Genomic DNA, 24,159 nt, shown 5'->3' on the forward strand with positions numbered 1-24,159 from the left:
AGAGGGGTGCGAGGTGGGACGGGACGCGAAGGGGCCGGGGAACCGGATGGAGGGGCGTGCGGACAGGGCGCTGTCGGACTTCGTCGAGCGCTTCGCGGCGGAGCTGGTGGTCGCGGGCATGGGCCGGATGCCCGCACGGATCTTCTCCTGCCTGATGGCGGAGGAGAGCGGGGTGCTCACCTCCGCGGAGCTCTCCGAGCGCCTGCGGATCAGCCCGGCCGCGGTCTCCGGCGCGATGCGCTACCTGATCCAGGTCGGCCTGGTCGCCAAGGAGCGCGAGCCCGGCTCCCGGCGGGACCGCTACCGGGTGCTCAACGACGTCTGGTTCGAGTCGCTGACCCGGCGCGACGAGGTCATGCTGCGCTGGATCCGGGTGCTGCGGGAGGGCGAGGCGACGGTCGGCGCCGGGACGGTGGCGGGGGAGCGGCTGGCGGAGAGCGCCGAGTTCTTCGAGTTCATGGTCGACGAGCTGCACGGCATGCTGGGCCGCTGGCGCGAGCACCGCGCGGCCCGGGAGCCGGCGGGCCCGGCCGCTTCTGCTCAGGGAAGAAGCCGTTGAGCGGTGCGGGCCGCGGTCCCTACGCTCGCCGGATGGAACACGACGACCTCCCGGCCCTCGAACTCGCCTTCCCCGGCCCGGAACGCGACCGCGGCGTGGCCGCGATCCTCAGCGGTGAGAAGACCGCGCTCACCGGCCTGCTGGAGATCTACCGGCACGCCGGGGAGGCGGTGCCGGTGGCCGGTCAGCGCTTCGCGGTGCTCGACTCCGAGGGCCGTCCGGCCGTCACGATCGAACTCGTCGAGGTGCGGGTGACGCGGATGGCGGAGATCGACGACGGGTTCGCCCGCGCCGAGGGGCGCGGCTACGCCGACGCGGCCGAGTGGCGGGCGGCGCACGAGGAGTTCTTCCGCGGCGACGGCGTGGCCGGGTTCCTGGGGCGCACCCCGGTCATCGACGACGACACCCTGGTCGTCGCCGAACGCTTCCGGGTGGTGGAGCCGGACGGCGCCGGGCGGCCGTGACCGCCGACTCGGGGCGCGGTCCCGGGTGCGGGACCGCGCCCCCGCGTCACTTCGTCGGGGCGGCCGACGGCGAGAGCGCGGCGCCGGGGGTGGTGCTGGGCGCGCCGCTCGGGGTGCCCGTCGCGGTCGGGGCGGGGGTGGGGCAGCCCGGAGCGGGGGTCGCCGTCGGGGTGCCGCTGGGGGTGGCGGTCGGGGACGGGGAGCCCGTCGGGGAGGGCGTCCCGGTGGGCGTGGCCGTGGCCGTCGGGTCCGGGCAGCCCGTGGGCGTGCCGGTCGGGGTGCCCGTGGGCGTACCGGTGGGCGTGCCGGTGGGCGTGCCGCTCGGGGTCGCCGTCGGGGAGGAGCTGCCGCCCGGAGTGGCCGTCGGCGTCGCGGACGGCGAGGTGGAACCGCCGGGGGTGGGCGTGCCGCTCGGGGTGGTGCTCGGCTGGGCGCTCGGCGACTGGCTCGGGGTGGGCGCGGCCGGAACCGTCGGCTGCGGATCCGTGCCCGGCGTGCCACCGGTGCCCGGGGTGGACCCGCCGGCGGGAAGCTGCGGGCCGGGCGGGACGAGGGGGCCGGGGCGGTTCGGCACCGTGGTCACCGTGCCGCTGCCGTAGTGCGCCATCCAGTTGCGCACCGTCCGCAGGTACTCGCCGGAGTAGTTGTAGCTGAGGATGGCCCGGTCGAGCTGCGCCGGGTCGGAGAGGTCGCGGCCGCCGGCGCACAGGTAGCGGGCGGCGGTCTCGGCGGCGTCGAAGATGTTGTTCGGGTCGGCCTTGCCGTCGCCGTTGGCGTCCACGCCCCAGGCGGCCCAGGTGGACTGGATGAACTGCATGGGGCCGACGGCGCGGTCCCAACGGGCGTCGCCGGAGTAGCGGCCGCCGTCGGCGGCGGGTATCGCGGCGAAGCCGTTGCCGTCCAGCAGCGGGCCGAGGATCGGCGTCAGGGTGGTGCCGGCGGCGTCCACCTGGCCGCCGTTGGCCTGGCCGGACTCGACCTGGCCGATCGCGGCCAGCAGCTGCCAGGGCAGGTGGCAGCCCGGCGAGCGCTGCGCCAGCGAGGCCTCGGCCTGGCGGTAGGCGGCGAACACGGTGGCGGGCAGCGCGGGGCCGCCGGCCGTGAACGGGCCGGCCGAGGGCAGGCCGGGCAGCGCGCCGGGCGGCTGCGGGAGCTGGACGGTGCCGCCGCCGTCGGCGGGCAGGCCGGTGGCGGGGGCGCCGCTCGGATCGGCTCCGCCCGGCAGGAAGCGGCCGGCGCCCTGCTCGGCGGCGCCGTTCGCCGGGCCGACGTCGGCGGCCGCGACCGGGGCGAGGCCGATGCCCGTCACCTGAGAGCCGGTCAGGGCGGCCAGCGCGGCGAAGGCCGCCGCCGTCCCCGTGACCCGCTTGCCGATCCGGAGCTTCCGCCCGCCCCCGGCCTTGCCGATCCGCACCGTCATCCGCATACCCCTCCCCGTCGCCGTCCGGACTCTTCCCGGAACGGTTGAGTTCCCGTCATCGTGCCCGCCCCGTCAAGGGGACGGGAGCCCCGCCGGGACGATTAGTATCACGACGATCTGACAGGGACAGGGTGGCCGGGAGGCGGACCGGGGGCCTCCGAGGGGTTAACTCGGCACCTCGGCCGGGGTGGGCCCGGGCGCCGCGTCGCGCCCGGGCCCGCCGGCCGCCGCTCTTCCCACCCGCTGCCGCGCACAACTCGCCTTCGCTCTTTGTGAGTTGACCGAACGCCCGTTGCGGTGGGGTGGGCGCTCCCGGGCGCCGGACCGGCGGTTCGGAGCGCGGGGGTGGTGCGTGCGCGGCCTTGCGGGCTCCCGGCGCCGCCTGCCGCCGGACCCCGCTGACCTGCCGGAACGTCGGACACCTCGCCCGGAGTCCCCTAGCAGGACGGGCCCGCGCGCGCCAGGGGTCGGCCCCGACTCGGCCCTGGACGGATGACTTTCTGGTGAAAGTGGGCATGCCAGGAATCACCGCCCGGCATGCTGTGCCGCGTGACGATGCGGATGGAGGTCCAGACCGTGAGCGCGAACCTGCCGGAGACCCTCGCCGAGGGAGCGGTGGTGCTGCCGGCTCCCCCTCGGGTGGTGGACGACCTGGCCCGTGACCTGACCCAGGCCGCCGCGGCCGTCCGGGCGGTGTCGCGCAACTTCCGGCCCGACACGGACGTCGCCGTCGCCGCGTACACCGCGGTGGTGTGCACCGGGCGGTCGGCCGCCCGCGCCCTGGAGGAGGCCGCCGCCTGGTGCCGGCAGGCGCCCGAGGCCGAGGTGCACTCGCTGGCCTGGGCGCGGGTGCCGGGGCACCGGGAGGGCGTCCACGAGTACCGGGTCACCATCGCCGTCAGCTTCCCCGACGCCGAGACCGGCGAGTACGTCGGGGACACCCACCACGCCCACCGCTGAAGTCGTATCATCACCCTCATGGTTGAGGGGGGTACGAACGACGTGGTGCGGGACTCGACAGCGGGTCCGGGCGGTCCGGAGGCCGGGGCAGGCGCCGACGGCCCGCGGGAGCTTCCGCGGGCCGCCGCCGTGGTGGTCACCGTGCTCGCCGCGCTCTTCGGCGCCGCGGTGCTGCTGGCCGTGTTCCACTGGCTGGGGTGGACCGTCCCGTGGATCGGCTGGATCGTCGCCAAGGCCGGGATCAAGCTCGCCGTCGGCGGCTTCGCCGGTCTGGCCGTCGGCTTCGCCTGGCTCCGCGCAAGGCTGCGGTCGGGCACCGGGAGTTGACCGCGAACCGGAGCGAGCGGCTTACGAGGACGCGCACCTACGAGGACGCGCAGACGAGGTCGCGCGCGGGAGCGGTGTCCGCCAGCAGGTAGCGCTCGACCACGTCGGTGACGCAGGCGTTGGACGTGGGGTACTGGCCGTGGTCGCCGTTCCCGGTGACGGTGACCAGCTTGGAGGCGCGCACCGCGCGGTGGGCGCCGAGCGCCGCCTCGTAGTAGGTCGCCGGGTCGTGCACCGAGTTGAGCATCAGCGTGGTCGGCAAGTGGGCGCCGGTCACCTTGACCTCGGGCGCCGGGGCGACCGGCCAGGCGGCGCAGACCGCGCTGAAGGCGAGCGTCCGGGCGCCGGCCAGCGGCCAGCGGGCGGTGTTCTCGGCGCCACGCCGGATCCAGGTGTCCAGGTCCTTGGTCCACGGGGTGTCGTTGCAGGTCACCGAGAAGTACTCGGCGAGGAACTCCGGGCTGAGGTAGCTGTTGAAGGCCTGTGCGGCCGCCGTCCGGGTGGCGGGGTCGGCGCCCTGCCAGTCGTCGAGGGTGGCCAGCAGCCGGGCCAGGTCGGGGAAGGCGGTGGCCCGGTAGATCGCCGACATCGTGAGGCTGTCCAGCTGGTTGGGGCCGATCGTCAGCCGGCCCTCGACGATCGGGGCGTCGTGCAGCGCGGCCCGGCGCCCCTCCCAGTGCGCCCGCACCTGCTCCGGTGTCGAGCCCCAGTGGTAGGTGGCGTCCCGGGCCGCGAGCCAGGGCGCGAAGTCCTCGTCGAAGCGGCGCTGGAAGCTCATCGGCTGGCCCAGCTGGAACTTCTCCCAGGTGCCGTCGAAGCCGATGTTGCTGTCCAGCACCATCCGTTCGACCCGGTGCGGGAAGAGCGTCGCGTAGTAGGCGCCGATCATCGTGGCGTAGGACGGGCCGTAGTAGCTGATCTCGCGTTCGCCGAGCAGGCCGCGGAACAGGTCGATGTCGTGGGCGGTCTGCTCGGTGGTCAGGAAGGGGATGAGGTCGCCGCTGCGTGCCTGGCAGCCGGCGGCCAGCTTCCGGGAGTTGGCGATCACGCGGTCGATCGCGGCGGGGGACTGGTCCCGGTAGTCGCCGGCCAGGAACTCCTGGAACTCCTCCGGGCTCTGGCAGACCGCCTTGGTGCTCGCGCCGACCCCGCGCTGGTCGAAGCCCACGATGTCGTACGCCGCGCCGAGTGCCGGGGCGCCGGCGGCGAGCCCGGCCGGGCGGTTGAGGCCGGAGGCGCCGGGGCCGCCGGCCGCCATCAGCAGGGTGCCCTTGCGCCTGGCCGGGTCGGTGGCGCGGTGCCGGGAGACGGCGATGGTCAGGTCGGCCCCGACACCGGGGTGGTGCCAGTCGCGCGGGGCGGTCATGGCGGCGCAGTCCAGTGCGGGCTGCTGGGCACAGGGCTGCCAGTCGAGTCTCTGGTGGGTGTAGCGGGCGGGCGCCGGGTCCGCGTCGCCCGGGTCGCGCCCGGCGGCGGCGCCGGCGGTGGCGGGCGCGGCCAGGCCGGCCAGGAGGACGGCGGCGACGGTCAGGGCGACGCGTCGGGCGCGGGGCGGGGCGGATCCGGTGGACTGGGCTGCGGTCTTGGTCACGGGAGCGATCCTGCCGGGGCCCGTCCTGATGAACGATCACGCCCGCTGCCGTCTTCGGGGTGGTGCTGGGTACACCCCCGCCGGAGCGGGGGACCGGGGACCGAGCGGCGCACTCCGTGGGCGGCGGTTTCCCCGACTCCCATGGCGAGGGGCTCGTCAGGGGGCCGGAGCCGGTCCAGCGGTCGCCCCGGGCCCTCCGGGGCGGTCTCGAACCGCCCCGGAGGCCAGGTGCCGGCCGGGGCTGTCGATGCCGGAGGCCTCACTGCCGGGCGGTCTCGCGCACCGGCCGCGCGCCGGCGGCCGGTGCCGATCCGGCCGCCGACCGCAGTGCGGTGCGCGGGCGCTGGGTCTGGGCGGCGATCAGCGAACCGAGCACGACCAGGGCGCCGAGCGCCTGGAGCGGGCTGAGGTCCTGGCCGAGCGCCAGCCAGCCCAGCAGGGTGGCGACCACCGGGCTGAGCAGGCCGAGGAAGGAGACCGAGACCGGCGACAGCTCCCGCAGCCCGCGGAACCAGAGCGCGTACGTGACGGCCGCGCCGATCAGGCAGAGGTAGGCGTAGCCGAGCACGTTGGCGAGGCTGTAGTGGGCCGGCGGCGCGCCCTCGGTGAGCAGCGTGACCGGCACCAGCAGCAGTCCGCCGGCGGTGAGCTGCCAGCCGGTGGTGGCGAGCATCGGCGCGGGGGAGACCCAGCGCTTGGAGAGCACGATGCCGGCGGCCATCACCACGGCGCCGCCGAGCGCGGCCACCACCCCGATCGCGTCGAGCCGGGCGTCGGCCCGCAGCACCAGCAGGCTGACGCCGGTGACGCCCGCGATGCCGGACAGCACGGTGCGCAGGGTGAGCCGGTCGCCGAGGACGAGCGCGGAGAGCCCGGCGGTGAGCAGTGGCTGGACGGCGCCGACGGTGGCCGCGATGCCGCCCGGCAGACGGTAGGCGGCGATGAAGAGCAGCGCCTGGAACGCCCCGATGTTGAGCGCGCCGAGCACCAGCGAGCGCCACCACCAACTGCCCTGCGGCAGACGGCGGGTGAGGACGATCAGGAGCAGTCCGGCGGGCAGGCAGCGGAGGACGGCGGCGAGCAGCGGCCGGCCGGGCGGCAGCAGCTCGGTGGTGACCAGGTAGGTCGTGCCCCACACCGCGGGGGCGAGGGCCGTCAGCAGGACGAGGACGAGGCGATTCCTTAGCACTAAGCCAATGTATCTCAGCGCTAAGGCATTCTTCACCGCTTCGGGCGAGTGTGGTGGCTCACAGTTACCTCACTGCTAAGGAAGGTCGGGAGATCGCCTACCCTGGAGCCGTGGCAGATCATGTGGACCGCGTCGTCGCGCAGTGGGGCGCGGAACGCCCCGACCTGGACGTCTCCCCGATGGAGGTGTTCGGCCGGCTCAAGCGCCTCTACCGGCTGGTGGACACGGAGCTCAACCGCACCTTCGCGGCCCACGGCCTGGACGCCGCCTCCTTCGACGTCCTCGCCACCCTCAAGCGCAGCGGCCCGCCCTACCGGCTCACCCCCACCGGCCTGATGCGGTCCGCGATGGTCACCTCCGGCGCCATCACCCAGCGCCTGGACCGGCTGGAGGCCCGCGGCCTGGTCACCCGCAACCGCAGCGACCAGGACGGCCGCAGCCGCGAGGTCGCCCTCACCCCCGAGGGCCACGCCCTGATCGACCGCGCGCTGCCAGACCACCTCGCCACCGAGCACCGGCTGCTGGCCGGCCTCGACGAGCCCCGGCGGGCGGCGCTGGTCGAGGCGATGCGCGCCCTGCTGGCGGACCTCGGGGGCGGCCCGGAGCAGTCGGCGTAAGCCGGCCGGTGCCCGGGGCGCGGTTCTGACCCCCGTCCACGACCGCGCCCCGGCCCCGGCTACGGCCGGACCGCCACCGCCTTGAAGAAGGCGTAGTGGAACGTCCCGCCCGGCTCGGCCGCGCGGCGCAACTCCGCGACGCCCCGGTCGAACTCCTCCGGGGTGGCCAGCCCGGCGGCCAGTGCCCGCGCCCGGACGGTCTCCACCATCGCGACGAAGGTCCGCAGGGTGAAGTTCTCCATCAGGGCCGGGCGGGCGCCGTCGGCGTAGACCGTCCGCGGGCGGACCGTCACCTCGGCGAACCCGGCCGCCGTCAGCAGCGGGTGCAGCCGGCGGCCGAGCAGTCCGTCCCCGCCGGAGCGGGCCTGGAGCCGGACCAGGTGGTCGACGGTGCGGCGGGCCGCCGGGCTCTCCGGGTGGAAGAAGGCCGAGCCGTGGTCGCCCTCGATCACCGTGATCGTCCCGCCGGGCCGCAGCACCCGGCGCAGCGCGGCCAGCCCGGCCACCGGATCGGGCAGGTGCTCCAGCACGAAGCAGAGGAAGACGTGGTCGAAGGAGCCGTCCGGGAACGGCAGCTGGTGCAGGTCGCCGTGGTGCCAGCTGACGTCTGCGGCGGGTGCCTGCGCGGCCACCCGGGCGCGGGCCCGGGCCAGCGACTCCGCCGAGAGGTCCGCCGCCGTCAGCCGCGCCCCCGGGCTGGCGGCCAGCAGGTGCACGGTCTGCGCCCCCACCCCGCAGCCCGCCTCCAGGACCCGGCTGCCCGGCGGGTAGGCGGTGCCCGCGTGCAGCAGCTCGGCGAGCGTGTCGGCCTGGTCGCCGAGGCGCTGCGCCTCGGTGTCGGAGTAGCCGTGGACGTAGTCGTGGCCGGCCCGCGGGGCGACCGTCTCGGCGGGCGCGGCCGTGGCGGGCGTTCGCCTGGTCGGTGCTTCCGTGGTGGGCGTTTGCGCGGTGGGCGTTTGCGTGCTGCTGGGGGCTTCCGTGGTCATGACCCCACCCTCGCCGCCACTATGGTCCGGTGAACAGGTCCAAAACCGAGGCGTCCCACCGGTCCAAAGAGGCCGGCGCCGACTTCCTCCAGCTCGACGCCGCCGACGCCCCGCCCGGCGGCCTCACCGACTGGCTGGCCCGCCGACTGCGCGAGGCCCTCGCCGACGGGCGGCTGCCGGCCGGGACCAAGCTGCCCGCCAGCCGGGTGCTGGCCGCCGAACTCGGCGTCTCCCGCGGCGTGGTGACCGATGCCTACCGGCGCCTCGCCGAGGAGGGGCAGCTGGCCGGCCGTGGCCGGGGCGGTACGGTCGTGGTCGCGACCCCCGTGACGGCCCCCGCCGCCGGGGCCCCTGCCGCCGGGGCTCCCGCCGCCGGGGCTCCCGCCGCCGGGGCCGAGCCGCCCGTGGCGGCGGCGCGCCGAGGAGCCCCCGCGCTGTTCCGGGACGAGCCGGACGCCGAGGTCTTCGAGCTGCTGCGCGCCACCCCCGCCCGGATCGACCTCGCCCCCGGCGTACCCGACCTCGCGGCCTTCCCCCGCACCGCCTGGCTGCGCGCCGAACGCGCCGTCCTCGACGGCCTCGCCGCGCACGACCTCGGCTACGGCGACGTACGCGGCACCCCGGCCCTGCGCCGGGCCGTCGCCCACTGGCTGGCCCGCAACCGGGGCATCCGCGCGGACCCGGACGAGGTGCTGATCGTCGCCGGTACGGCCCAGGCCCTCGCGCTGCTCGGCCGCGCCCTCGGCCGGGCGGGCATCGACGAGGTCGCGGTCGAGGACCCGGGCTCGCTCGGCGCCCGCCACCAGCTCGCCCACTGGCTCGCCGCCACCCCGCCCGTGCCGGTCGACGCCGAGGGCGTCCGGGTCGACACGCTGCGCGCCACCGGGGCACCGGCCGTCCTGCTCACCCCCGCCCACCAGTACCCGACCGGTGTCGTCCTCGGTGGCGACCGCCGGCGCGAACTGCTGCGCTGGGCGGGCGAGGGCGGACTGGTCATCGAGGACGACTACGACGCCGAGCACCGCTACGACCGCCCGCCCGTCCCGGCCCTGCGGGCCGCCCTGCCGGACCGGGTCTGCTACGCGGGCAGCATCTCCAAGCTGCTCGCCCCCGCGCTGCGGATCGGCTGGCTGCTGGTCCCGCCCCGGCTGCGGGACGCCGTCCTGGACGCCAAGCGCTTCGCCGACCTCGGCAACCCGGTGCTGCCCCAGCTGGTGCTGGCCCGGCTGATGGAGTCCGGCGACCTCGACCGCCACCTGCGGCTGCTGCGCCGCCGTCACCGCCGCCGCCGGGACGCGATGATCGCCGCCATCCGCACCCACCTGCCGGACGCCACCGTGCACGGCGCGGCGGCGGGGCTCCACCTGATGCTGACGCTTCCGGAGGAACTCGGCTGCACGGACACCGAGTTGGCCGCCGCCGCACTGGCCGCGGGGGTCAAGACCCAGCCGCTGTCCTGGCACGCCCGGCTGCCGTACCCGCCGGGGCTGGTCCTCGGCTACGCGGCGGGGTCGACGGCCGAGATCGCCGAGGGGGTGGCCGTTCTGGGAGGGCTGGTGCGCCGGTCAGTCTAGGCCCCTGGCCGGGCCCGCGGCGCGCCCTCGGGCGATTCCACCGAGTGCGCCCGGTGCGCGGACGATCCGCCGCCCAGCCACGTGCCCCCGGCCGCGGGTTGATCGGCCAGGACCGCCCGGACGGCCCCGCCGCGAAGGGTGCCGCCGGGGCCGGGCGAGCCCGGCCTCGGCAGGCGCGGGTCCTCGAAGCCGAAGACCCGGTCGGCCCAGTCGGGCTGACCGCGCCTCCCGCCGTACCTTTACGGTCAGATTGTCGGAGGAATCTGGTGCGCGGGGAGTGTCGATCCGCACCCCTGGGTAAGTTGACATGCCGAAGTCAAGTGCTGACCCCGGGAGGCGTGATGGTCCCGTTCCGCAGTGTCGCCCAGTTCGGGGTGGTGCTGGCCGTCCTGGGGGCCGCGCTCGGGTCGGCCCCGCTCGGCTCGCCCGCCCGGCCGCCCGGTGCTCCGAGCGCCGCGAGCGTCCCGGGTGTTCCGAACGAGGGGAGTGCCGCGATGGCCGACCGGCACCAGGAGGACTCCCGGGTGCTCGCCGGGCGGCGGATCGTGCTGTCCTACCCCGGCCCGACGCCGCCGGCCGGGGTGCTCACGGCGATCCGGGAGGGGCGGGCCGCCGGGGTGATCCTCTTCGGCGAGAACATCACCAGCCCGGAACAACTCGCCGAGGCGGTAGCCGCGTTGAAGCAGGCCGCCGCCGAGGCCCCGCACCCGCGCACGCTGCTGCTGATGACCGACCAGGAGGGCGGGAAGGTCCGCCGGCTGCCCGGCGCGCCCGAACTCTCCGCCCGCCGCGTCGGAACGGCCGCGAACCCGCTCGCCGCGGCGGCGGACTCCGGCGCCGGCGCCGCCCGGACCCTCGCCGACGCCGGGCTGAACCTCAACCTCGCCCCGGTGCTCGACGTCTACGACACACCGGACAACTTCATCGACCACTCCGAGCGCTCCTACGGCCAGGACCCCGCCAGGGTGGCCGAGTTGGGCACCGCCTTCCTCACCGCCCAGCAGGGCCTCGGGGTGGCCGCGACCGCCAAGCACTTCCCCGGCCTCGGCGCCGCGCCCCGGGGCGCGAACACCGACGAGCGCCCGGTCACCCTGAACGTTCCGCTCTCACAACTGCGCTCCCGCGGGGAGGCCCCGTACCGCAGCGCCATCGCGGCGGGCGTCCGGCTGGTGATGGCCTCCTGGGCGGTCTACCCGGCGCTGGACCCGGACCACCCGGCCGGGTTCTCGCGCAGGATCATCCAGGGCGAGCTGCGCGGGAGGCTCGGCTTCGACGGCGTGACCGTCACCGACGCGATGGAGGCCGACGCGCTCGCCCCCTACGGCGGCACCGGTGACCGGGCGCTGGCCGCCGCCGAGGCCGGGATGGACCTGCTGCTCTGCTCCGGCCGCGACCCCCAGCAGGGCGAGGACGCCACCGAGGCGCTGGCCGCCGCCCTGGACGACGGCCGCCTGGACCGGCACGCCTTCACCGACGCCGTCGCCCGGGTCGACGCCCTGCGTGCCTCGCTGGACTGAACCGGCGGCCGGGTGTCGGTACCACCGGGCAGAGTGCCCCCCATGGACACCGACGAATTCTGGGCCGTCATCGCCGCCGCCCGCGCGGACATCCGCCCGGGCCGCCCCTTCCACCAGGCGCTCGTCAAGCGCCTGACCGGCCTCGGCGCGCCCGGCATCCTCGCCTTCCAGGAGCGCTACGAGCACCTGCACCGGAACCTGCGGCGGTGGGACGTCCGGGCGGCCGGCCACCTCATCGGCGGGGGCTGCTCGGACGACGGCTTCACCGACTTCCGGGCGGGCCTGATCGCCCTGGGCCGGGAGTGGTACGACCGGGCCGCCGCCGACCCCGACGGCCTGGCGGACCACCCGGCGGTGGCCGGCCCGGAGCTCCTGGGAATGGAGGAGCTCTTCTTCTACGAGGAGGCCGGCTACGCGGCGTCCTACGCCTACGCCCGGCTGCTGGGCGAGGACGCGGACCTCTACCAGGCCCTCGGTCCCGCCCGGGTCGAGCGGGGGCCCGACATGGGCGAGGACTTCGACTTCGACGACGACGCGCAGATGCACCGCCGCCTGCCCCGCCTGGCGGCGCTGCTGCTGGGGCCGGTCGCCGGCTGAGCGGAGGGCGCCCGCTTCCGGGTGCGGCGGTCCGGCCGTCCGGGGGGGCCTCACACCGTGACGACTTGAAGAAATCTTCATCTGTCGCGATGATGCCTAGCGGCCGTGGCGGCGAGGTCGCCCGGCCGTACGACCACCGGGCCCGGGCGACCACCGAGCCGGACGAGGGAGAGGGCGGACGATGCCGGTACCGCTGTACCAGGCCAAGGCGGAGTTCTTCCGCACCCTCGGCCACCCCGTGCGGATCCGGGTCCTGGAGCTGCTCCAGGACGGACCCCGGCCGGTACGCGAGCTGCTGGCGGAGATCGAGGTCGAGCCGTCCAACCTCTCCCAGCAGCTCGCGGTGCTGCGCCGCACCCGGCTGGTCACGGCGACCCGTGAGGGCAACACCGTGGTGTACGCGCTCAGCACCCCGGACGTGGCCGAGTTGCTGAGCGCGGCCCGCCGGATCCTGACCGAGCTGATCACCGACCAGGGCGCGCTGCTCACCGAGCTGCGCGCCGCCGGCGGTCGGCAGCCCCGCTGAGCCGCGCCCGGCCCGTCCGCCCCACCCGAGGAGAAGCAGCACCGTGAGCAAGAGCACGAACGACGGCACGAGCGAGGAGAAGCGGCGCCGCAAGGCGATGCTGATCCGCGCGGGCATCTACATCTTCGCCACGCACCTGTTCGCCGGTTTCGTGCTGCTGCTGTTCGCGCTCGGCGGCCGGAAGTAGCGCGCCGGGCGGGAGCGGCTCACCCGCGCGGGGCGGGGCCGTCTCACCCGCGCGGGGCGGGGCCGTCTCACCCGCGCGGGGCGGGGCCGTCTCACCCGAGCCGCTCGGTGTCCGGCACCACGTAGCGGTCGCTGGTGCTGCTCCAGGCCTGCACGCCGGCGACCAGCTCCCGGGTGCCGTCCAGGTACCAGCGCTCGGCCGGGTGGCGGCGCAGCAGTTCGCGGCGCAGCTCCTCGCTCTCCTGCCGCAGCCGCGCCACCTGGGCGCGCACCGCGTCGACGGCCCGGCCGCGGGTGCAGCCGTGGGAGCGCTGGAGGGTGAGCACGGTGTTGAACGCCGCTCCGCTCTGCCGTTCCTCGCGCTCCAGCGAGTACAGGTCGTTGATCAGCGTCGCGGCGTCGGCGGTGTTGGCGCGCAGCCGGTGCAGCGCGGGTTCCGCGTGCAGCGCGGCCGGAGCGTCGGCGCCGTGGACCCGTTCCATTATGTTCATGAACGGGTAGAGGCAACTGCCGTGCCGGCGCAGCCGCATGGTGTCCGTGAGGCCGAGGCCGCGGGCCGGGACGGTGCCCCGGGCGCGGTGGTCGGCCTCGGCGGGGAAGGTGGCCAGGCAGGCGCGCCACTCCCGGGCAGCGCGGGCGCGCCACTCGGGGGACATCGACGCGCTCTGCCGGTTCCACAACTCCCGCCAGGAGTCCAGCAGTCGGTCGTCGGACGGGCTGCCGACGCGGGTGCCGTCCAGGACCGCGACCAGCGGGTCCACCAGGGCGTGGGCCTCGGCGGGGTGGTGGCCGGGCGACTCGTCGAAGCGGTCGTCCAGGATGGTGAACCAGCCCAGCACGTCCACCAGGAGGTCGAGTTCGGCGCCGCCGACGCGGGGGAAGGCGCGGCCGATCAGCTCGTGCAGCGCGTAGGCCCGGTAGCGGGGCAGTTCGGCCGGGGTGAGCAGGCCGTGGCGGACCACCCAGTCGGCGTGCCGGTCGGCGGCGGCCCGAAGGTCGCGGGAGGGGCAGGGGCCGTCCGCCCGGGTGCGGTCGGCGCCGCTCACGGGGACGATCCCGTGGGCGGCGCCGGCGAACGGACAACAGCCGGGTGGCGGCTCCTCGCGGGCGCAGGACACGGCGCCTCCTGGTGGGGCTGTTTCTCCGGGTGAGGAGGCGGCGTCGCCCTCGCGGGAGGCCGCCGAGGAGCCCCCGCGGGGGGAGCGTGCGCCGCGCGGTGCGAGCCGGACCCGCAGGCCGTGCGCCTGCACCGTGGTCCACACCACCTCGCGGGCCCGTGAGCCCTGGACCGCCACCGGCCGCCAGCGGCGCAGGATCGCCGCGGCCGCGACGGTCAGCTCCGCCCAGGCGAAGGCCTCACCGATGCACTTGTGCTTGCCCGCCCCGAACGGCAGGAAGGACGGCCGTCCGGTGCCGCCGGTGTCCTGCCAGCGTTCGGGCCGGAAGCTCAGCGGCTCGGGGTAGCGCACCGGGTCGCGGTGCAGCGCGGTGAGGCTGTACAGCAGCTCGGTGCCGGCCGGGACGCGGTAGGGGCCGAGTTCGACCGGCACCCGGGCGGTGCGCATCAGGAAGGCGTTCGGGGCGTGCAGCCGCACCACCTCCTGGGTGACGCTGCGGGTGTAGGTGAGCCGGGCCAGCGCCTCGGGCGTGGGGACGGTGCCCGCGGGCAGGTGCTCGTCCAGTTCGGCGAGCATCCGCGCCTCCACCTCGGGGTGGCGCAGCAGCTCGTCCAGCAGCCAGGTGAGCGTGGTGGAGACGGTCTCGGTGCCGGCGCCGAACATGGTGACCGCCTCGGAGCGGACGTCCGCCTCGGTGAGCGGGCAGCCGGTGGCCGGGTCGGTCGCGGCGCGCAGCAGGGCGGGCAGGGTGCGCCGGCCCGGCCGGCCGGAGGCGGTCTCGGTGTGGCCGTTCACGGCCTGGTCGACCACCCGGTTGAGCACCCGGACCGCGTCGTCGAACCGCCGGTTGACGGGCAGCGGCAGCCGGGCGAGCGCCGGGTTCGGGTAGAGGGACTGGACGATCTGCCCCTTCACCAGGTCCGGCAGGGCCCGGTGGAAGGCGACGGTGGCGTCCTCGCTGAGCCGGGCGTCGAACAGGGCGCGGGTGACGATCTCCAGCGCCAGGTGGTTCATCTCCTTGGCCACGTCGAGGACTTGGCCGGGGCGCCAGCGTCCGGCCCGTTCCTCGGTGACCTGCTGCATCACGGCCAGGTACTCGCCCATCCGGTCCGCGCCGAAGGCGGGCTGGATGGCCCGGCGGCGGTCGCGGTGGGCCTGGCCCTCGGACATCAGCAGGCCGTCGCCGAAGGCTGTCTTGAGGGTGTCCTGGACGGCTCCGCGCGGGCAGTCGTGGGCCAGCGCGACGAGCAGGGTGTGGACCAGCCGGGCGTCGGTGACCACGCAGACGGTGCGCGGGCCGAGGCGGATGCGGACCACCCCGCCGTGGCGGGAGAGCGAGCCGAGGAAGCCGAGCGGGTCGCGCAGCAGGGCGGCGGCGTGCCCGAGGCCGGGCAGGGCACCGGGCGCCAGCGGGGGGACGGCGGCGCGGGCCAGCGGGGAGGGACCGGGTGCGGTTCTCGGGGGGACGATCAGCTTCCGCGTCTCGGTCAGCAGGGACATGACACTTCCTCTCACCAGAGTGGCCGGCGCGGGCGATGCCGGGTGGCAGTGGCGGGCCGGCCGCGGGACGGGGGACCGCCCAGCGCGGGCCCCGCGCGCGCCCCCGGCGGGAGGGCGCACGTTTGGCAAACGCGCCGGTTTCCCGAGCGTTGCGCCGAATGTGAGGGGATCACTCCAACGGCCGATCGGATCGACCCTTTCGTGCGTGCTCGAAGACCGGTGTTGACCTGCGCGGATGCCGTTGCCCGAGCGGTCCGCGGCGATCCCGCGGGGCAGGGTCTTTGGACCCTCGCCGTACGGGCGTGCGAGGGACAGCATGGATGCGAAGAAGGAGGCCCCTGATGACCCGTCTGCGCCACCGGCCCGCCCTCGACGTCCGGGTGGAGATCCGCGGTGAGCTGCCCCGCGAGGACGCCGAGTACGCCCGGGCGCGGGCGCTGGAGACCGCCTCGGCGCTCGGCCCCGACGCCCACGCGCTGCGGCTGCGGCTGACCCGCTCGCGCGACCGGTCGATGGCCCGGCCGTCGCTGGCCCAGGCGCACGTCGAGCTCGCGGAGGCCGGGCCGGTGCGGGTGCAGCTGGCCGCCGCCACCGCGCGGGAGTCCGTCGACCTGGTGCTCGGCACGCTCGCCGGGCGGGCCGTCCGGCTGCGCGAGCAGGGCGACATCGGCTTCGCCGTCGCCTACGAGAGCGCCTACCGCCCGCAGTTCGCGGACCGTCCGCTCGCCCAGCGGCGGATCGCCCGGCACAAGGCGGTGGTGCTCGCCCGCCGCACGCCCGAGCAGGCCGCGCTCGAACTGCTGGCCCTCGACCGGCGGTTCCACGTCTTCGCGGACGCCGTGACCGGGCGGGACAGCCTGGTCCGCCGCAGCTCGCCGGGCGGCGGGGTGGAGCTGTGCGCCGCGGTGCCCTCGATGGACCTCGCCGAGGCGGCCCGCCGGCTCTGGCTGGCCGACCGCCCGTTCGTCGGCTACACCGACCCCGGCGACGGCCGGCTCCGGGTGCTGTACCGCCGCTTCGACGGCCACTACGGCCTGATAGCGCCGGTAGCGGACGGCCGGATCGGGGCAGGAACCCCGTCGGCACTGGACTGACACCGCGGCGAGACGACCACACCACGAGATCTCCACGACAGGGGGCCGGGACCATGGACTGCGACGAGGTCATGCTGACCGTCCGGATCACCGCCGCCGAGCGCGCGCTGCTGCGCGAGCTCGCGCGCGGGCACGGCGGCGACGTCTCCGAGGTGGCGGTGGACGGGCTCCTGGAGGTGATCCCGGCGCTGCACGACGACGTGTCCGTCCTGCCGCTGCTGCGCGTGCTGGCCAGACCGGCGCCCTTCGCGCTCACCCTCTGGCTGCCCGCCCCGGTCGCGGACCTGCTGCCGCTGCTCGGCGAGCGGCTGGTCCGCACCGGTGGTCCGGCGGCCGGGCAGGCCAGTGCGGCGCTCTCGGCGGCCCTGCGGCTCTGGCTCGCCGGGGACCGGACGGCCCTGGCGGCCGGGCTGGCCCGGCTGCACGGTGGCTGCGGTGCCGGCACCGGCACCGGCACCGGCGCGGGCGCGGGCGCGGTGGCCGTACGGGCCGGGGTCGGTCCGGGGGCCTTCGCGGTGGCGTCGGTGAAGGCCGCTGCCTGAGCCTCCGAATGCGCTGACGGTGCGTCACATGCCGGTGCTGGCATGTCCGGGGCGGGAAATGCCCTGGTCGGAGCACTGTTCAGCTCCCGTCCACGGGTCTAGCATTCCGTCACGGCCGACGGAGTCACCTGCCCCGGGGCTCCGGCCGGGTGGCCGCCACCACTCCCCGCCGGGGAGCGCTGCCCCCTGTTGCGCTCCCCGGCTCCTCCCTGCCCAGCTTTGCGCCCCGAGCCCCGCGCCCGCGCGCTGACCGGCCGGTCCGCGCCAAGGGCTGCGGCAAGTCTCTGTTGTCTCCCGCCGCTTCTCCCGCTCTCCGGAGAGCCGCAAGTCCGTGCCCCCGCAAGGGTGCGGGCCCCGCGCGAGGAGAGGAGCGCACCCGTGGTGGTCGCAACGGGGAAAGCCGCGGCATCGCTCCCAGGGCCTCCGCCCGGCGGTGAACACCGTTCGGATCGCGTCGAATTCGGCCGATCCGATCCGCCCCGAAGCCTCGATCTCCGCCGGGCGGCCGTGGCAACCCGACGCCACCGGGAGCGGGTTCGCCCTCGCCGTCGGCGGCGCCCGCCCGGGCCCGTCCACCGCTGAGGCCGTCCTCGTGGCGGTCGGCCGTGGCAACTCCCGACCGGGCGGCGGCCCTTGCCGGAACTGGTCGTCGATGACGTCCTCAGGCGCCGTTGCGGGTAAGGCTGTTCCTGTGCACCCGTGAAACCGGTCGTCCCGTACGTCGGCCGACCTTCGATCGATGTCCGCCAACGCCCGTGCGCCCCAAGGCCCGCAGGCCCGAACCTCGTCGAGCGGCCGATGCCCGCCCAGCGGCGGCCGTTCCCCCTCCCTGCCCCCACACCGTCCGAGGACCCGCCCGTATGCGAACCCGTCTCCGCCCCGTCGCCCTCACCCTCGCCGCCGTGGCCGTGCTGGCCGCCGCGGCGCCCGCCACCGCCCAGGGCGACGGCGTCCACCTGGACGTCACCGGCCAGCGGAACGGCCGCGTCAGCACCCTCGCGACCTGGGAGGACGACCACGACCCGGTGGCCGGGGAGTTCGCCGGCACGCTCTCCGCGACCGCCGCCGACGGCCGGACCGTCGGGCCGTGGCGATTGGTCACCCTCCCCGGCCACCCGGGGACGTACACCACCCGGGAGGCGCTGCCCGTCGGGCACTGGCAGGTGACGGTGGACTGCGCCTTCCCCGCGCGCGGGCACGGTGAGCGCGAACTCGACGTGGACGCCGTCGTGGTGACCGACCCGGCGCGCCCGGGGGAAGAAGCCCCGCCGCTGCCCGAAGCCCCGCCGTGGCCCACCGAGGTGACCCCGGCCCCGCTCCGGGAGACCGGCGCCGCACCGGGGACCACCGCCGCCCCGGTGGCCGCGCGGCGGGCCGCGCCCGGCCCCGTCCACGCCACCACCTCCGGGGCCACCGTCTGGGCCGCCGTCGGCACCGCCTGCGCGGCCGTCGTCCTGGTCGCCACCGGCCTCTGGCTGCGCCGCCACCGCGGCTGAGCCGGCCGGAGCCCGTGCGGGCCGCCCGGGGCCTGCGGATCCGCCCCGGAGCGGCCTGCTTCGTCCGCCGGCTCGCCGGCCGGGCCCCGCCCGGAACCGGTCGGGCGCGAACCGACGTCCCTGCCGGTGACCGGACGCCACCGGGCGGCCGGCCGATCGCAAGGGAGCGTCCGCGTATGAAGAAGGTCCTGATCACCGGTGGCGCGGGGTTCATCGGGAGCACCGTCGCCTCCGCCCTGCTCGACCGGGGGATCACCCCGGTCGTGCTGGACGACCTCTCCCGGGGCCGGGCCGAGTTCGTCGAGGACCGGATCTTCTACCGGGGCGACATCGCCGACGCCGGGCTGCTGGACCGGATCTTCGCCGAGCATCCCGACATCGACGCCACCGTGCACTGCGCCGCGAAGATCGTCGTCCCCGAATCGGTGGCCAAGCCGCTGTACTACTACCGGGAGAACGTCGCCAAGACCGTCGAACTCCTGGACGCCCTCCAGCGCCACGGCTGCACCCGGGTCGTCTTCAGCAGCTCCGCCTCCATCTACGCCCCCACCCCCGACGCCCGGGTGGACGAGAGCAGCCCGGTCGACGCGAGCAGCCCGTACGCGCGCACCAAGCAGATGATGGAGCAGGTCCTCCAGGACTGGACCCGGGGCGAGGGCGCCGAGCGCCAGCGCGTCATCGCCCTGCGCTACTTCAACCCGATCGGTGCCGACCCCCGGCTGCGCACCGGCCTGCAGGACCGCCACCCCACCCACGCCCTGGGCAAGCTCATCGAGGCGCACACCACCGGCACCCCGTTCACCGTGACCGGCACCGACTGGGCGACCCGCGACGGCTCCGGCATCCGTGACTACATCCACGTCCAGGACCTCGCCGAGGCGCACGTCGCGGCGCTGCTCCGGTTCGACGAGGTGATCGCCCCGGGCGTGGCGGACCGCTACCGGGTGATCAACGTCGGCACCGGTGACGGGACCACCGTGCGGGAGCTGATCGCCGCCTTCGAACAGGCCGTCGGCACCAGCCTGGAGGTGCGGGAGGCCGGGCCGAGGCCCGGGGACGTGATCGGCTGCTACGCCGTCGTGGAGACCGCCCGGGACCTCCTTGGCTGGCAGCCCCGGCGGGGCCTCACCGAAGGGGTCTCCGACGCGCTGGCCTGGCGGCGGGTCTGGTCGGCCCGGATCGGCGCCAGCTGACCGGCGCGGGGCCTCACTTCACGGCCTCGCCGGACTTCGACCAGTTGTCGCGCAGCCGGTCCAGGTAGGACTGCGCCTGGGAGCCGATCTTGACGCCCCGGGCGAAGGCCAGCATGTTGCCCGCGCCCGCGTTGTAGCCGAGGGCGGCGAGTTCGTCCCGGGTGAGCGGCGCGCCCGGGCGGGCGGGCAGTTGGGCGGCGAGGTCGTGCAGGTGCCAGGCGGCCGCCTGGACGGCCAGGTCGCGGTCGTCCGGCAGCTCCTCCCACTGGCGCGAGGCGAAGGGGCGGCCCGGTTTGGTGTCGTCGAAGGCGGCCCGGTGCATGTTGGCGATGCCGAAGGAGGCGTCCGGTTTGCCGCGCTGCCAGGCCCGTTCGAGGTCCGGGTCGTGCGGCTTGTACGACTCGTTGTAGAGGATCGCCATCAACAGCTGCGGGTTGACCCCGGCCTCGGCGGCGTACCGGCGGACCGGCTCCGCGTAGTCGGCGGGGTCGTAGGCGCCGGAGGGCTTCGAGGGTTTCGAGGGCTGGGCGGAGGATCCGGCCGACGGCGCGGCCCCGGCGGAGGAGGCGGCCGGGGAGGGGTCGGCGGAGGTCGCGCCGTCGTGGCCGTTGCCGCGGACGAGACCCAGCCCGGCCACCACCACGACGCCGATCACCAGCCAGCGCCCCCAGCCGGACCCCTGCTTCTCCTCGCTCACCGCTGCCGCCCCTCCCCGTTCGCCCGCGCGCTCGTTCGACCGCCGTGCGGCTGCTCGTCTCCTGCGGCAGGCTACTCGGCGGGCTTCTGGTCGCCGTCGAGGTTGCGCAGGAAGTCCTTCGCCTTCTCGACGCCGGTGTCGATCTGGCCGCTGAACTTGCCGTCCGTGCGGTCGTCGATCGCGTCGCCGACCTTCTCCAGGCCCTGCCCGATCACGTCGCCGTGGTCACGGGCGAGGTCGGTGGCCTTGTCCGCGAGGTTCTTCAGACTCTCAAACATGGTGACGCTCTGCTCCTCTGATGCGTTCCTGATGGTGTGCCGACGTGGCGGGGATCATGACCATCCTAACGACGGCCACCAGAGGGTCTGCCGCTGACGGGTGACAGCGGATGACTTTGCTGAAATGGATTTGTATGCTCCAGCCCGTCTTCTACAGAAATGTAGAGATCGGGAAGTCGCCAGGACGTCGCCGGGACGTCACCAGGACCGAGGACGGCCCGGCACGCGCGGCGGTGCGCCAGCGCCCCGCCGCGGCCGCAACGATCGAGGGAAGTGCGCATGGCCGGCCAGCGGGCGAGAACGCCGTACCAGGACGCGGGACCGCGCACCGAGGACCGCGCCCTGCCCGCCCAGCGCTCCCGGGTGGCCGAAGCGGGGACCCCCGGCGCCGGCCCGGACGCCGGCGCGGCCCGACCGGCCCGACCGGCCCGGGCGCCGCGCCCGGGGGCGGCCCGGCGCCGGCAGCAGGCGCGCCGGCGCGCCGCGGTGGCGGCGGCGCTCTCGGCGGTCGGCCTGCCGCTGCTGGGGGCGGTCGCGGACGAACTCGACGGGCCGGGCGTCGGCCTCCTGTTCGCGGTGGGCTCGGTGCTCGGGACGGCGGCCGCGGCGGCCCTGTGCGGCCGGGCGGGCCGGTGGTGGGTGGTGACGGCGGCTCCGGTCGTGGTGCTGCTCACCGCCTCGGGCGTCGAGTACCTGGCGAACCCGGGGAAGTACCAGGGCAAGGACCTCGGAACCGGGGCGCTGCGCTGGGTGGTCGGGGCGTTCCCGGTGATGGCGGTGGCGGTCGCGGCGGCGCTCGCGGTGGTCGTGGCCCGCGTCGTCGCGGACCGGCGGCGGGCGGTGGCGGAGCGCCGACGAACCGGCCGGGCGGCGGCCCCGGCGGGAAGGGGCCGCCGTGGCTGAGCGCCGCAGCCGCCTCGGCCGCGGCCGGCGAGGCCACGCCCCGCACCGCGGCGCCGACCCGCTGACCGCCGTCGGGCGCACCCTCGCCTGCACCGTCTCGGCGGCCGTGCTCGGCGCCAGCGGCTTCACCTGGTACGAGTACCGCAGCCTGGACGACGGCCTGATCAAGTCCACCGCGCTGAGCGAGGCCAAGAAGAACGCCCCGCCGCACCTCGACAAGTCCGTCAACCTGCTGCTGATCGGCCTGGACAGCCGCAAGGACATGGACGGCAACGACCTGCCCAAGCAGTTCGTGGAGGACGAACTGCACGCCGGCTCCAGCGGGATCGGCGGGTACAACACCAACGCCCTGATCGTGCTGCACATCCCGGCCAACGGCGGCAAGGTGACGGCGTTGTCCGTCCCGCGCGACGACTACGTGCAGACCGTGGGCGCGGACGGCAAGCAGCACAAGATCAAGGAGGCGTACGGCATCGCCAAGGAGGCGGCCGAGCAGAAGCTGTCCGGCAAGGGGCTCTCCAGGGCGGAGCTGGAGCGGCAGAGCCGCGAGGCCGGGCGCTCGGCCACCATCCAGACGGTGCAGAGCCTGCTGGACGTGCCGATCGACCACTTCGCGGAGGTGAACCTGATCGGCTTCTACGACATCGCCAAGGCGGTCGAGCCGATCCAGGTCTGCCTCAACCACCCGGTGGACGATCCGATCATCGCCCGGACCGCCGGCCACGAGGGCGGCGGCACCGGCCTCAAGCTCCCGGCCGGGATCAGCTCCCTCGACGCCGCCCAGGCCCTCTCCTTCGTCCGCCAGCGCCACCACCTCACCAACGGCGACCTCGACCGCACCCACCGGCAGCAGGCGTTCCTCTCCTCCGTCGAGTACAAGCTCAAGCAGCAGGGCATCCTGAACGACTTCGGGCAGATGCAGAAGCTGTTCGCGGTGGTGAAGAAGGACGTCGTCATCGACAACGAGTGGAACATCCTCGACTTCGCCCAGCAGGCGCCCAACCTGACCGGCGGCAACGTGGAGTTCAACACCCTGCCGATCACCGGCTTCAAGACGGTCGGCGGGCAGGAGGTCAACACCGTCAACCCGGAGCTGATCAAGAAGATCGTCCGGCAGCTGTTCAACCGCGAGTCGGCGCCCGCAGCCCCCGCCGCTTCGGCCGCTCCCGGTGCTCCCGCCGCTCCGGCCGTCACGCCCGAGGACCCGCCGAGCGAGCCGGCGCCGCCGTTGTCCTCGGCCTCGGCCTCGGCCTCGCCCGGTCCGGGTCCGAGCCCGGCGGCCAGGGTGGTGGTCGACGTCAACGCCGCCGCGGGGGCGGGTGCGGCGGCCGGCGAGTCCAAGGCGCTGGGCGAACTCGGCTACCAGACGGGCCGGATCGGCGACGCCCCGGCCAGGACCCGGGCCACCACGGTCGCGTACGGGGCCGGGGCCAAGGCCGACGCGCAGCAGCTCGCCGCCCGCTACGGGGTGACGGCGGTCTCCTCGGCGGCGGTCCCGGCGGGCCACGTGCTGCTCACCCTCGCCGCCTCCCGCACCCCGAGCCCGACCCCGGCGGCGTCGTCCGCCGCGGCCGATCCGTCGGCCGACCCGGCGGCGGGGCTGCCGATGCAGGGCCCGGCGGTGAAGGCGGGCGGGATCCCGTGCGTGGACTGAGGTCCGAGTGGGGAGACGGACGCGAGGGGTCGTCGCGACACGTGGTGGGTTGAGCGGGCCGAGGGCCGTGCGATGCGGGCGCTCGGCCGGGGTTTCCAAGCGAGCGCTTCGCATGTTCGGCTGTCGAGCTGTCGAGCTGTCGGGTTGTCGGGTTGTCGGGTTGTCGGCGAGGGCGGCCGGGTGCTCGCCGGGCGCGGGCCGATGGGGCAGTGCCCTCGGGGACGTACCGCGTCAGCGTCAGCAGGCCGGCCGGGTGCCGCCGGTGTCCGCCGCCGTCACGGCCGGGGCGCCTTCACGCCGTGGACGGCGGCGTACTCGGCGGCGAGCCAGGGCCCGAGGTCCTCGACGAGTACGGTCAGGGCGGCCCGGTCGGTGGTCGGGGCGCGGGCGATGGCGGCGGCGAGGCGCACCTGGGTGGCGCGCTCGGGGTAGTGGGCGGCGAACGCCTCGGCGGAGGTGGCCAGATCGCTCGTCCAGCCGCCCCAGCGGGGCATCACCAGGGTGAAGGCGGTACGGACGAGGCGGCGGGACACGGCGCGGGAGAGCGCGCGCAACTCCGCCCGCGTTCCGGCGGCGGCCAGGCGTTCGCGCCAGCCGGGCAGGACCAGGGCGAGATCGCCGTTGGTATCCCGGGCGAGCAGCGAGGTGGGGCGGTAGCGGGGGAGCCGCTCGGCGAGGTCTTCGCCCAGGAGCGGGGTGCAGAGACAGGCGACGAACCAGCCCAGGTCGTGGCGTTCCAGCTCGCTGAGCAGTGTGCCGGTGCCGAAGAGCAGCACGCCGACGCCGTCGACTCGGTGAACTCGGCGTCGAGCGCGGCCTCCAGGGCGCCGGCGACCGCCCGGTCCGCGGCCGTGGGCTCGTGGTGGAGGGCGAGCAGGACGTCGAGGTCGGAGACACCGGGGACGGCGGTGCCGCGCGGGACGCTGCCGTAGAGGTAGGCGCCGTGCAGCCGGCCGGGCGGGAAGGCCGCGGCGATCCGCGCGCGGACGGCCGCGACGACCGGGGCGAACGCCGGCGGCACGCGGTCGAGCGAGCCCTCCCGCGCGATGTACCCGTCCCGGTCCAGCCCCTGAGTGGTGGTCATGCGGCGACCATGCCTCAGGTTCGCCGCGTTGACCAGCGAATATCCGTCGGGCGGGCCGATTGTCAGTGGCTCGTGCAAGCATCCGTC

The 24,159-nt window shown here is 75.6% G+C and carries 23 protein-coding genes and 1 pseudogene; 16 read left to right on the forward strand and 8 right to left on the reverse strand.

Annotated elements, in window-relative coordinates; translation table 11 throughout:
* Positions 1-46: 46 nt before the first annotated feature.
* Entirely contained in the window at positions 47-559 is a 513-nt protein-coding gene (locus ACZ55U_RS04330) for a GbsR/MarR family transcriptional regulator (RefSeq protein ID WP_465522281.1), read from the forward strand.
* Positions 560-591: 32 nt separating this feature from the next.
* On the forward strand, positions 592-1,023 hold the full coding sequence (locus ACZ55U_RS04335) for an ASCH domain-containing protein (RefSeq protein ID WP_465522283.1): 432 nt from the start codon (positions 592-594) through the stop codon (positions 1,021-1,023).
* Positions 1,024-1,069: 46 nt separating this feature from the next.
* Here the strand turns inward: ACZ55U_RS04335 and ACZ55U_RS04340 are convergent, their stop codons facing one another.
* Positions 1,070-2,443: a lytic transglycosylase domain-containing protein gene (locus ACZ55U_RS04340; RefSeq protein ID WP_465522285.1), complete on the reverse strand. Its 1,374-nt coding sequence runs from the start codon at positions 2,441-2,443 to the stop codon at positions 1,070-1,072.
* A gap of 549 nt (positions 2,444-2,992) precedes the next feature.
* Here ACZ55U_RS04340 and ACZ55U_RS04345 point away from each other — a divergent pair.
* Together ACZ55U_RS04345 and ACZ55U_RS04350 are read left to right on the forward strand one after the other, a co-directional pair.
* Positions 2,993-3,403, forward strand: coding sequence for a hypothetical protein (locus ACZ55U_RS04345; protein ID WP_465522287.1), 411 nt, complete (start codon positions 2,993-2,995; stop codon positions 3,401-3,403).
* An 18-nt stretch (positions 3,404-3,421) separates the two neighbouring features.
* The gene (locus ACZ55U_RS04350; RefSeq protein ID WP_465522289.1) at positions 3,422-3,730 is read left to right on the forward strand and encodes a hypothetical protein; all 309 of its coding nucleotides are present in this window, start codon (positions 3,422-3,424) and stop codon (positions 3,728-3,730) included.
* Between the two features lie 37 nt (positions 3,731-3,767).
* Here the strand turns inward: ACZ55U_RS04350 and ACZ55U_RS04355 are convergent, their stop codons facing one another.
* Positions 3,768-5,321, reverse strand: a complete 1,554-nt coding sequence (locus ACZ55U_RS04355; protein ID WP_465522291.1) for an alpha/beta hydrolase — start codon at positions 5,319-5,321, stop codon at positions 3,768-3,770.
* A gap of 259 nt (positions 5,322-5,580) precedes the next feature.
* A complete protein-coding gene (locus ACZ55U_RS04360) occupies positions 5,581-6,510 on the reverse strand; it encodes an EamA family transporter (RefSeq protein ID WP_465522293.1) in 930 nt (309 codons plus the stop codon).
* A 110-nt stretch (positions 6,511-6,620) separates the two neighbouring features.
* Here ACZ55U_RS04360 and ACZ55U_RS04365 point away from each other — a divergent pair, with 110 nt between their 5' ends.
* Positions 6,621-7,127, forward strand: coding sequence for a MarR family winged helix-turn-helix transcriptional regulator (locus ACZ55U_RS04365; RefSeq protein ID WP_465522295.1), 507 nt, complete (start codon positions 6,621-6,623; stop codon positions 7,125-7,127).
* 59 nt (positions 7,128-7,186) lie between these two features.
* Here ACZ55U_RS04365 and ACZ55U_RS04370 read toward each other — a convergent pair whose 3' ends face one another.
* Positions 7,187-8,113, reverse strand: a complete 927-nt coding sequence (locus ACZ55U_RS04370; RefSeq protein ID WP_465522297.1) for a methyltransferase domain-containing protein — start codon at positions 8,111-8,113, stop codon at positions 7,187-7,189.
* Positions 8,114-8,142: 29 nt separating this feature from the next.
* Between ACZ55U_RS04370 and pdxR the strand changes: the two genes are divergently transcribed.
* From pdxR to ACZ55U_RS04395, 5 genes are all read left to right on the forward strand, one after another.
* Positions 8,143-9,687 carry a MocR-like pyridoxine biosynthesis transcription factor PdxR gene (gene pdxR, locus ACZ55U_RS04375; RefSeq protein WP_465522299.1) on the forward strand — a complete coding sequence of 515 codons (1,545 nt, stop codon included), beginning with the start codon at positions 8,143-8,145 and terminating at the stop codon, positions 9,685-9,687.
* A gap of 341 nt (positions 9,688-10,028) precedes the next feature.
* On the forward strand, positions 10,029-11,204 hold the full coding sequence (locus ACZ55U_RS04380) for a glycoside hydrolase family 3 N-terminal domain-containing protein (RefSeq protein WP_465522301.1): 1,176 nt from the start codon (positions 10,029-10,031) through the stop codon (positions 11,202-11,204).
* A 42-nt stretch (positions 11,205-11,246) separates the two neighbouring features.
* On the forward strand, positions 11,247-11,801 hold the full coding sequence (locus ACZ55U_RS04385) for a DUF4240 domain-containing protein (RefSeq protein ID WP_465522303.1): 555 nt from the start codon (positions 11,247-11,249) through the stop codon (positions 11,799-11,801).
* A 181-nt stretch (positions 11,802-11,982) separates the two neighbouring features.
* Positions 11,983-12,327 carry an ArsR/SmtB family transcription factor gene (locus tag ACZ55U_RS04390; protein ID WP_465522305.1) on the forward strand — a complete coding sequence of 115 codons (345 nt, stop codon included), beginning with the start codon at positions 11,983-11,985 and terminating at the stop codon, positions 12,325-12,327.
* A 43-nt stretch (positions 12,328-12,370) separates the two neighbouring features.
* Positions 12,371-12,514, forward strand: coding sequence for a DUF6126 family protein (locus ACZ55U_RS04395; RefSeq protein WP_316525845.1), 144 nt, complete (start codon positions 12,371-12,373; stop codon positions 12,512-12,514).
* A 91-nt stretch (positions 12,515-12,605) separates the two neighbouring features.
* On the opposite strand, the gene ACZ55U_RS04400 is transcribed toward ACZ55U_RS04395, so the two are convergent.
* Positions 12,606-15,131: a cytochrome P450 gene (locus ACZ55U_RS04400; protein WP_465522307.1), complete on the reverse strand. Its 2,526-nt coding sequence runs from the start codon at positions 15,129-15,131 to the stop codon at positions 12,606-12,608.
* A gap of 341 nt (positions 15,132-15,472) precedes the next feature.
* Here ACZ55U_RS04400 and ACZ55U_RS04405 point away from each other — a divergent pair, with 341 nt between their 5' ends.
* The 4 genes from ACZ55U_RS04405 (at position 15,473) to galE (ending at position 19,456) form a co-directional block, all read left to right on the forward strand.
* Entirely contained in the window at positions 15,473-16,225 is a 753-nt protein-coding gene (locus ACZ55U_RS04405) for a sigma 54 modulation/S30EA ribosomal C-terminal domain-containing protein (protein WP_465522309.1), read from the forward strand.
* Between the two features lie 53 nt (positions 16,226-16,278).
* A complete protein-coding gene (locus tag ACZ55U_RS04410) occupies positions 16,279-16,767 on the forward strand; it encodes a hypothetical protein (protein WP_465522311.1) in 489 nt (162 codons plus the stop codon).
* A gap of 860 nt (positions 16,768-17,627) precedes the next feature.
* Positions 17,628-18,263, forward strand: coding sequence for a hypothetical protein (locus ACZ55U_RS04415; RefSeq protein ID WP_465522313.1), 636 nt, complete (start codon positions 17,628-17,630; stop codon positions 18,261-18,263).
* 176 nt (positions 18,264-18,439) lie between these two features.
* On the forward strand, positions 18,440-19,456 hold the full coding sequence (gene galE, locus ACZ55U_RS04420; RefSeq protein WP_465522315.1) for a UDP-glucose 4-epimerase GalE: 1,017 nt from the start codon (positions 18,440-18,442) through the stop codon (positions 19,454-19,456).
* 13 nt (positions 19,457-19,469) lie between these two features.
* Here the strand turns inward: galE and ACZ55U_RS04425 are convergent, their stop codons facing one another.
* Together ACZ55U_RS04425 and ACZ55U_RS04430 are read right to left on the reverse strand one after the other, a co-directional pair.
* A complete protein-coding gene (locus ACZ55U_RS04425; protein ID WP_465522317.1) occupies positions 19,470-20,153 on the reverse strand; it encodes a transglycosylase SLT domain-containing protein in 684 nt (227 codons plus the stop codon).
* Between the two features lie 71 nt (positions 20,154-20,224).
* A complete protein-coding gene (locus ACZ55U_RS04430; protein WP_316525851.1) occupies positions 20,225-20,431 on the reverse strand; it encodes an antitoxin in 207 nt (68 codons plus the stop codon).
* A 279-nt stretch (positions 20,432-20,710) separates the two neighbouring features.
* On the opposite strand from ACZ55U_RS04430, the gene ACZ55U_RS04435 reads away from it, so the two are divergent.
* Positions 20,711-21,334, forward strand: coding sequence for a DUF6542 domain-containing protein (locus ACZ55U_RS04435; protein ID WP_465522319.1), 624 nt, complete (start codon positions 20,711-20,713; stop codon positions 21,332-21,334).
* Positions 21,327-22,988 carry an LCP family protein gene (locus ACZ55U_RS04440; protein ID WP_465522321.1) on the forward strand — a complete coding sequence of 554 codons (1,662 nt, stop codon included), beginning with the start codon at positions 21,327-21,329 and terminating at the stop codon, positions 22,986-22,988. The genes ACZ55U_RS04435 and ACZ55U_RS04440 overlap by 8 nt, the downstream gene beginning before the upstream one ends.
* A 275-nt stretch (positions 22,989-23,263) precedes the next feature.
* Here the strand turns inward: ACZ55U_RS04440 and ACZ55U_RS04445 are convergent.
* Positions 23,264-24,072, reverse strand: a pseudogene (locus tag ACZ55U_RS04445) (nucleotidyltransferase).
* Positions 24,073-24,159 lie beyond the last annotated feature (87 nt).

It is taken from the genome of Kitasatospora sp. NPDC034533, from assembly GCF_055575155.1.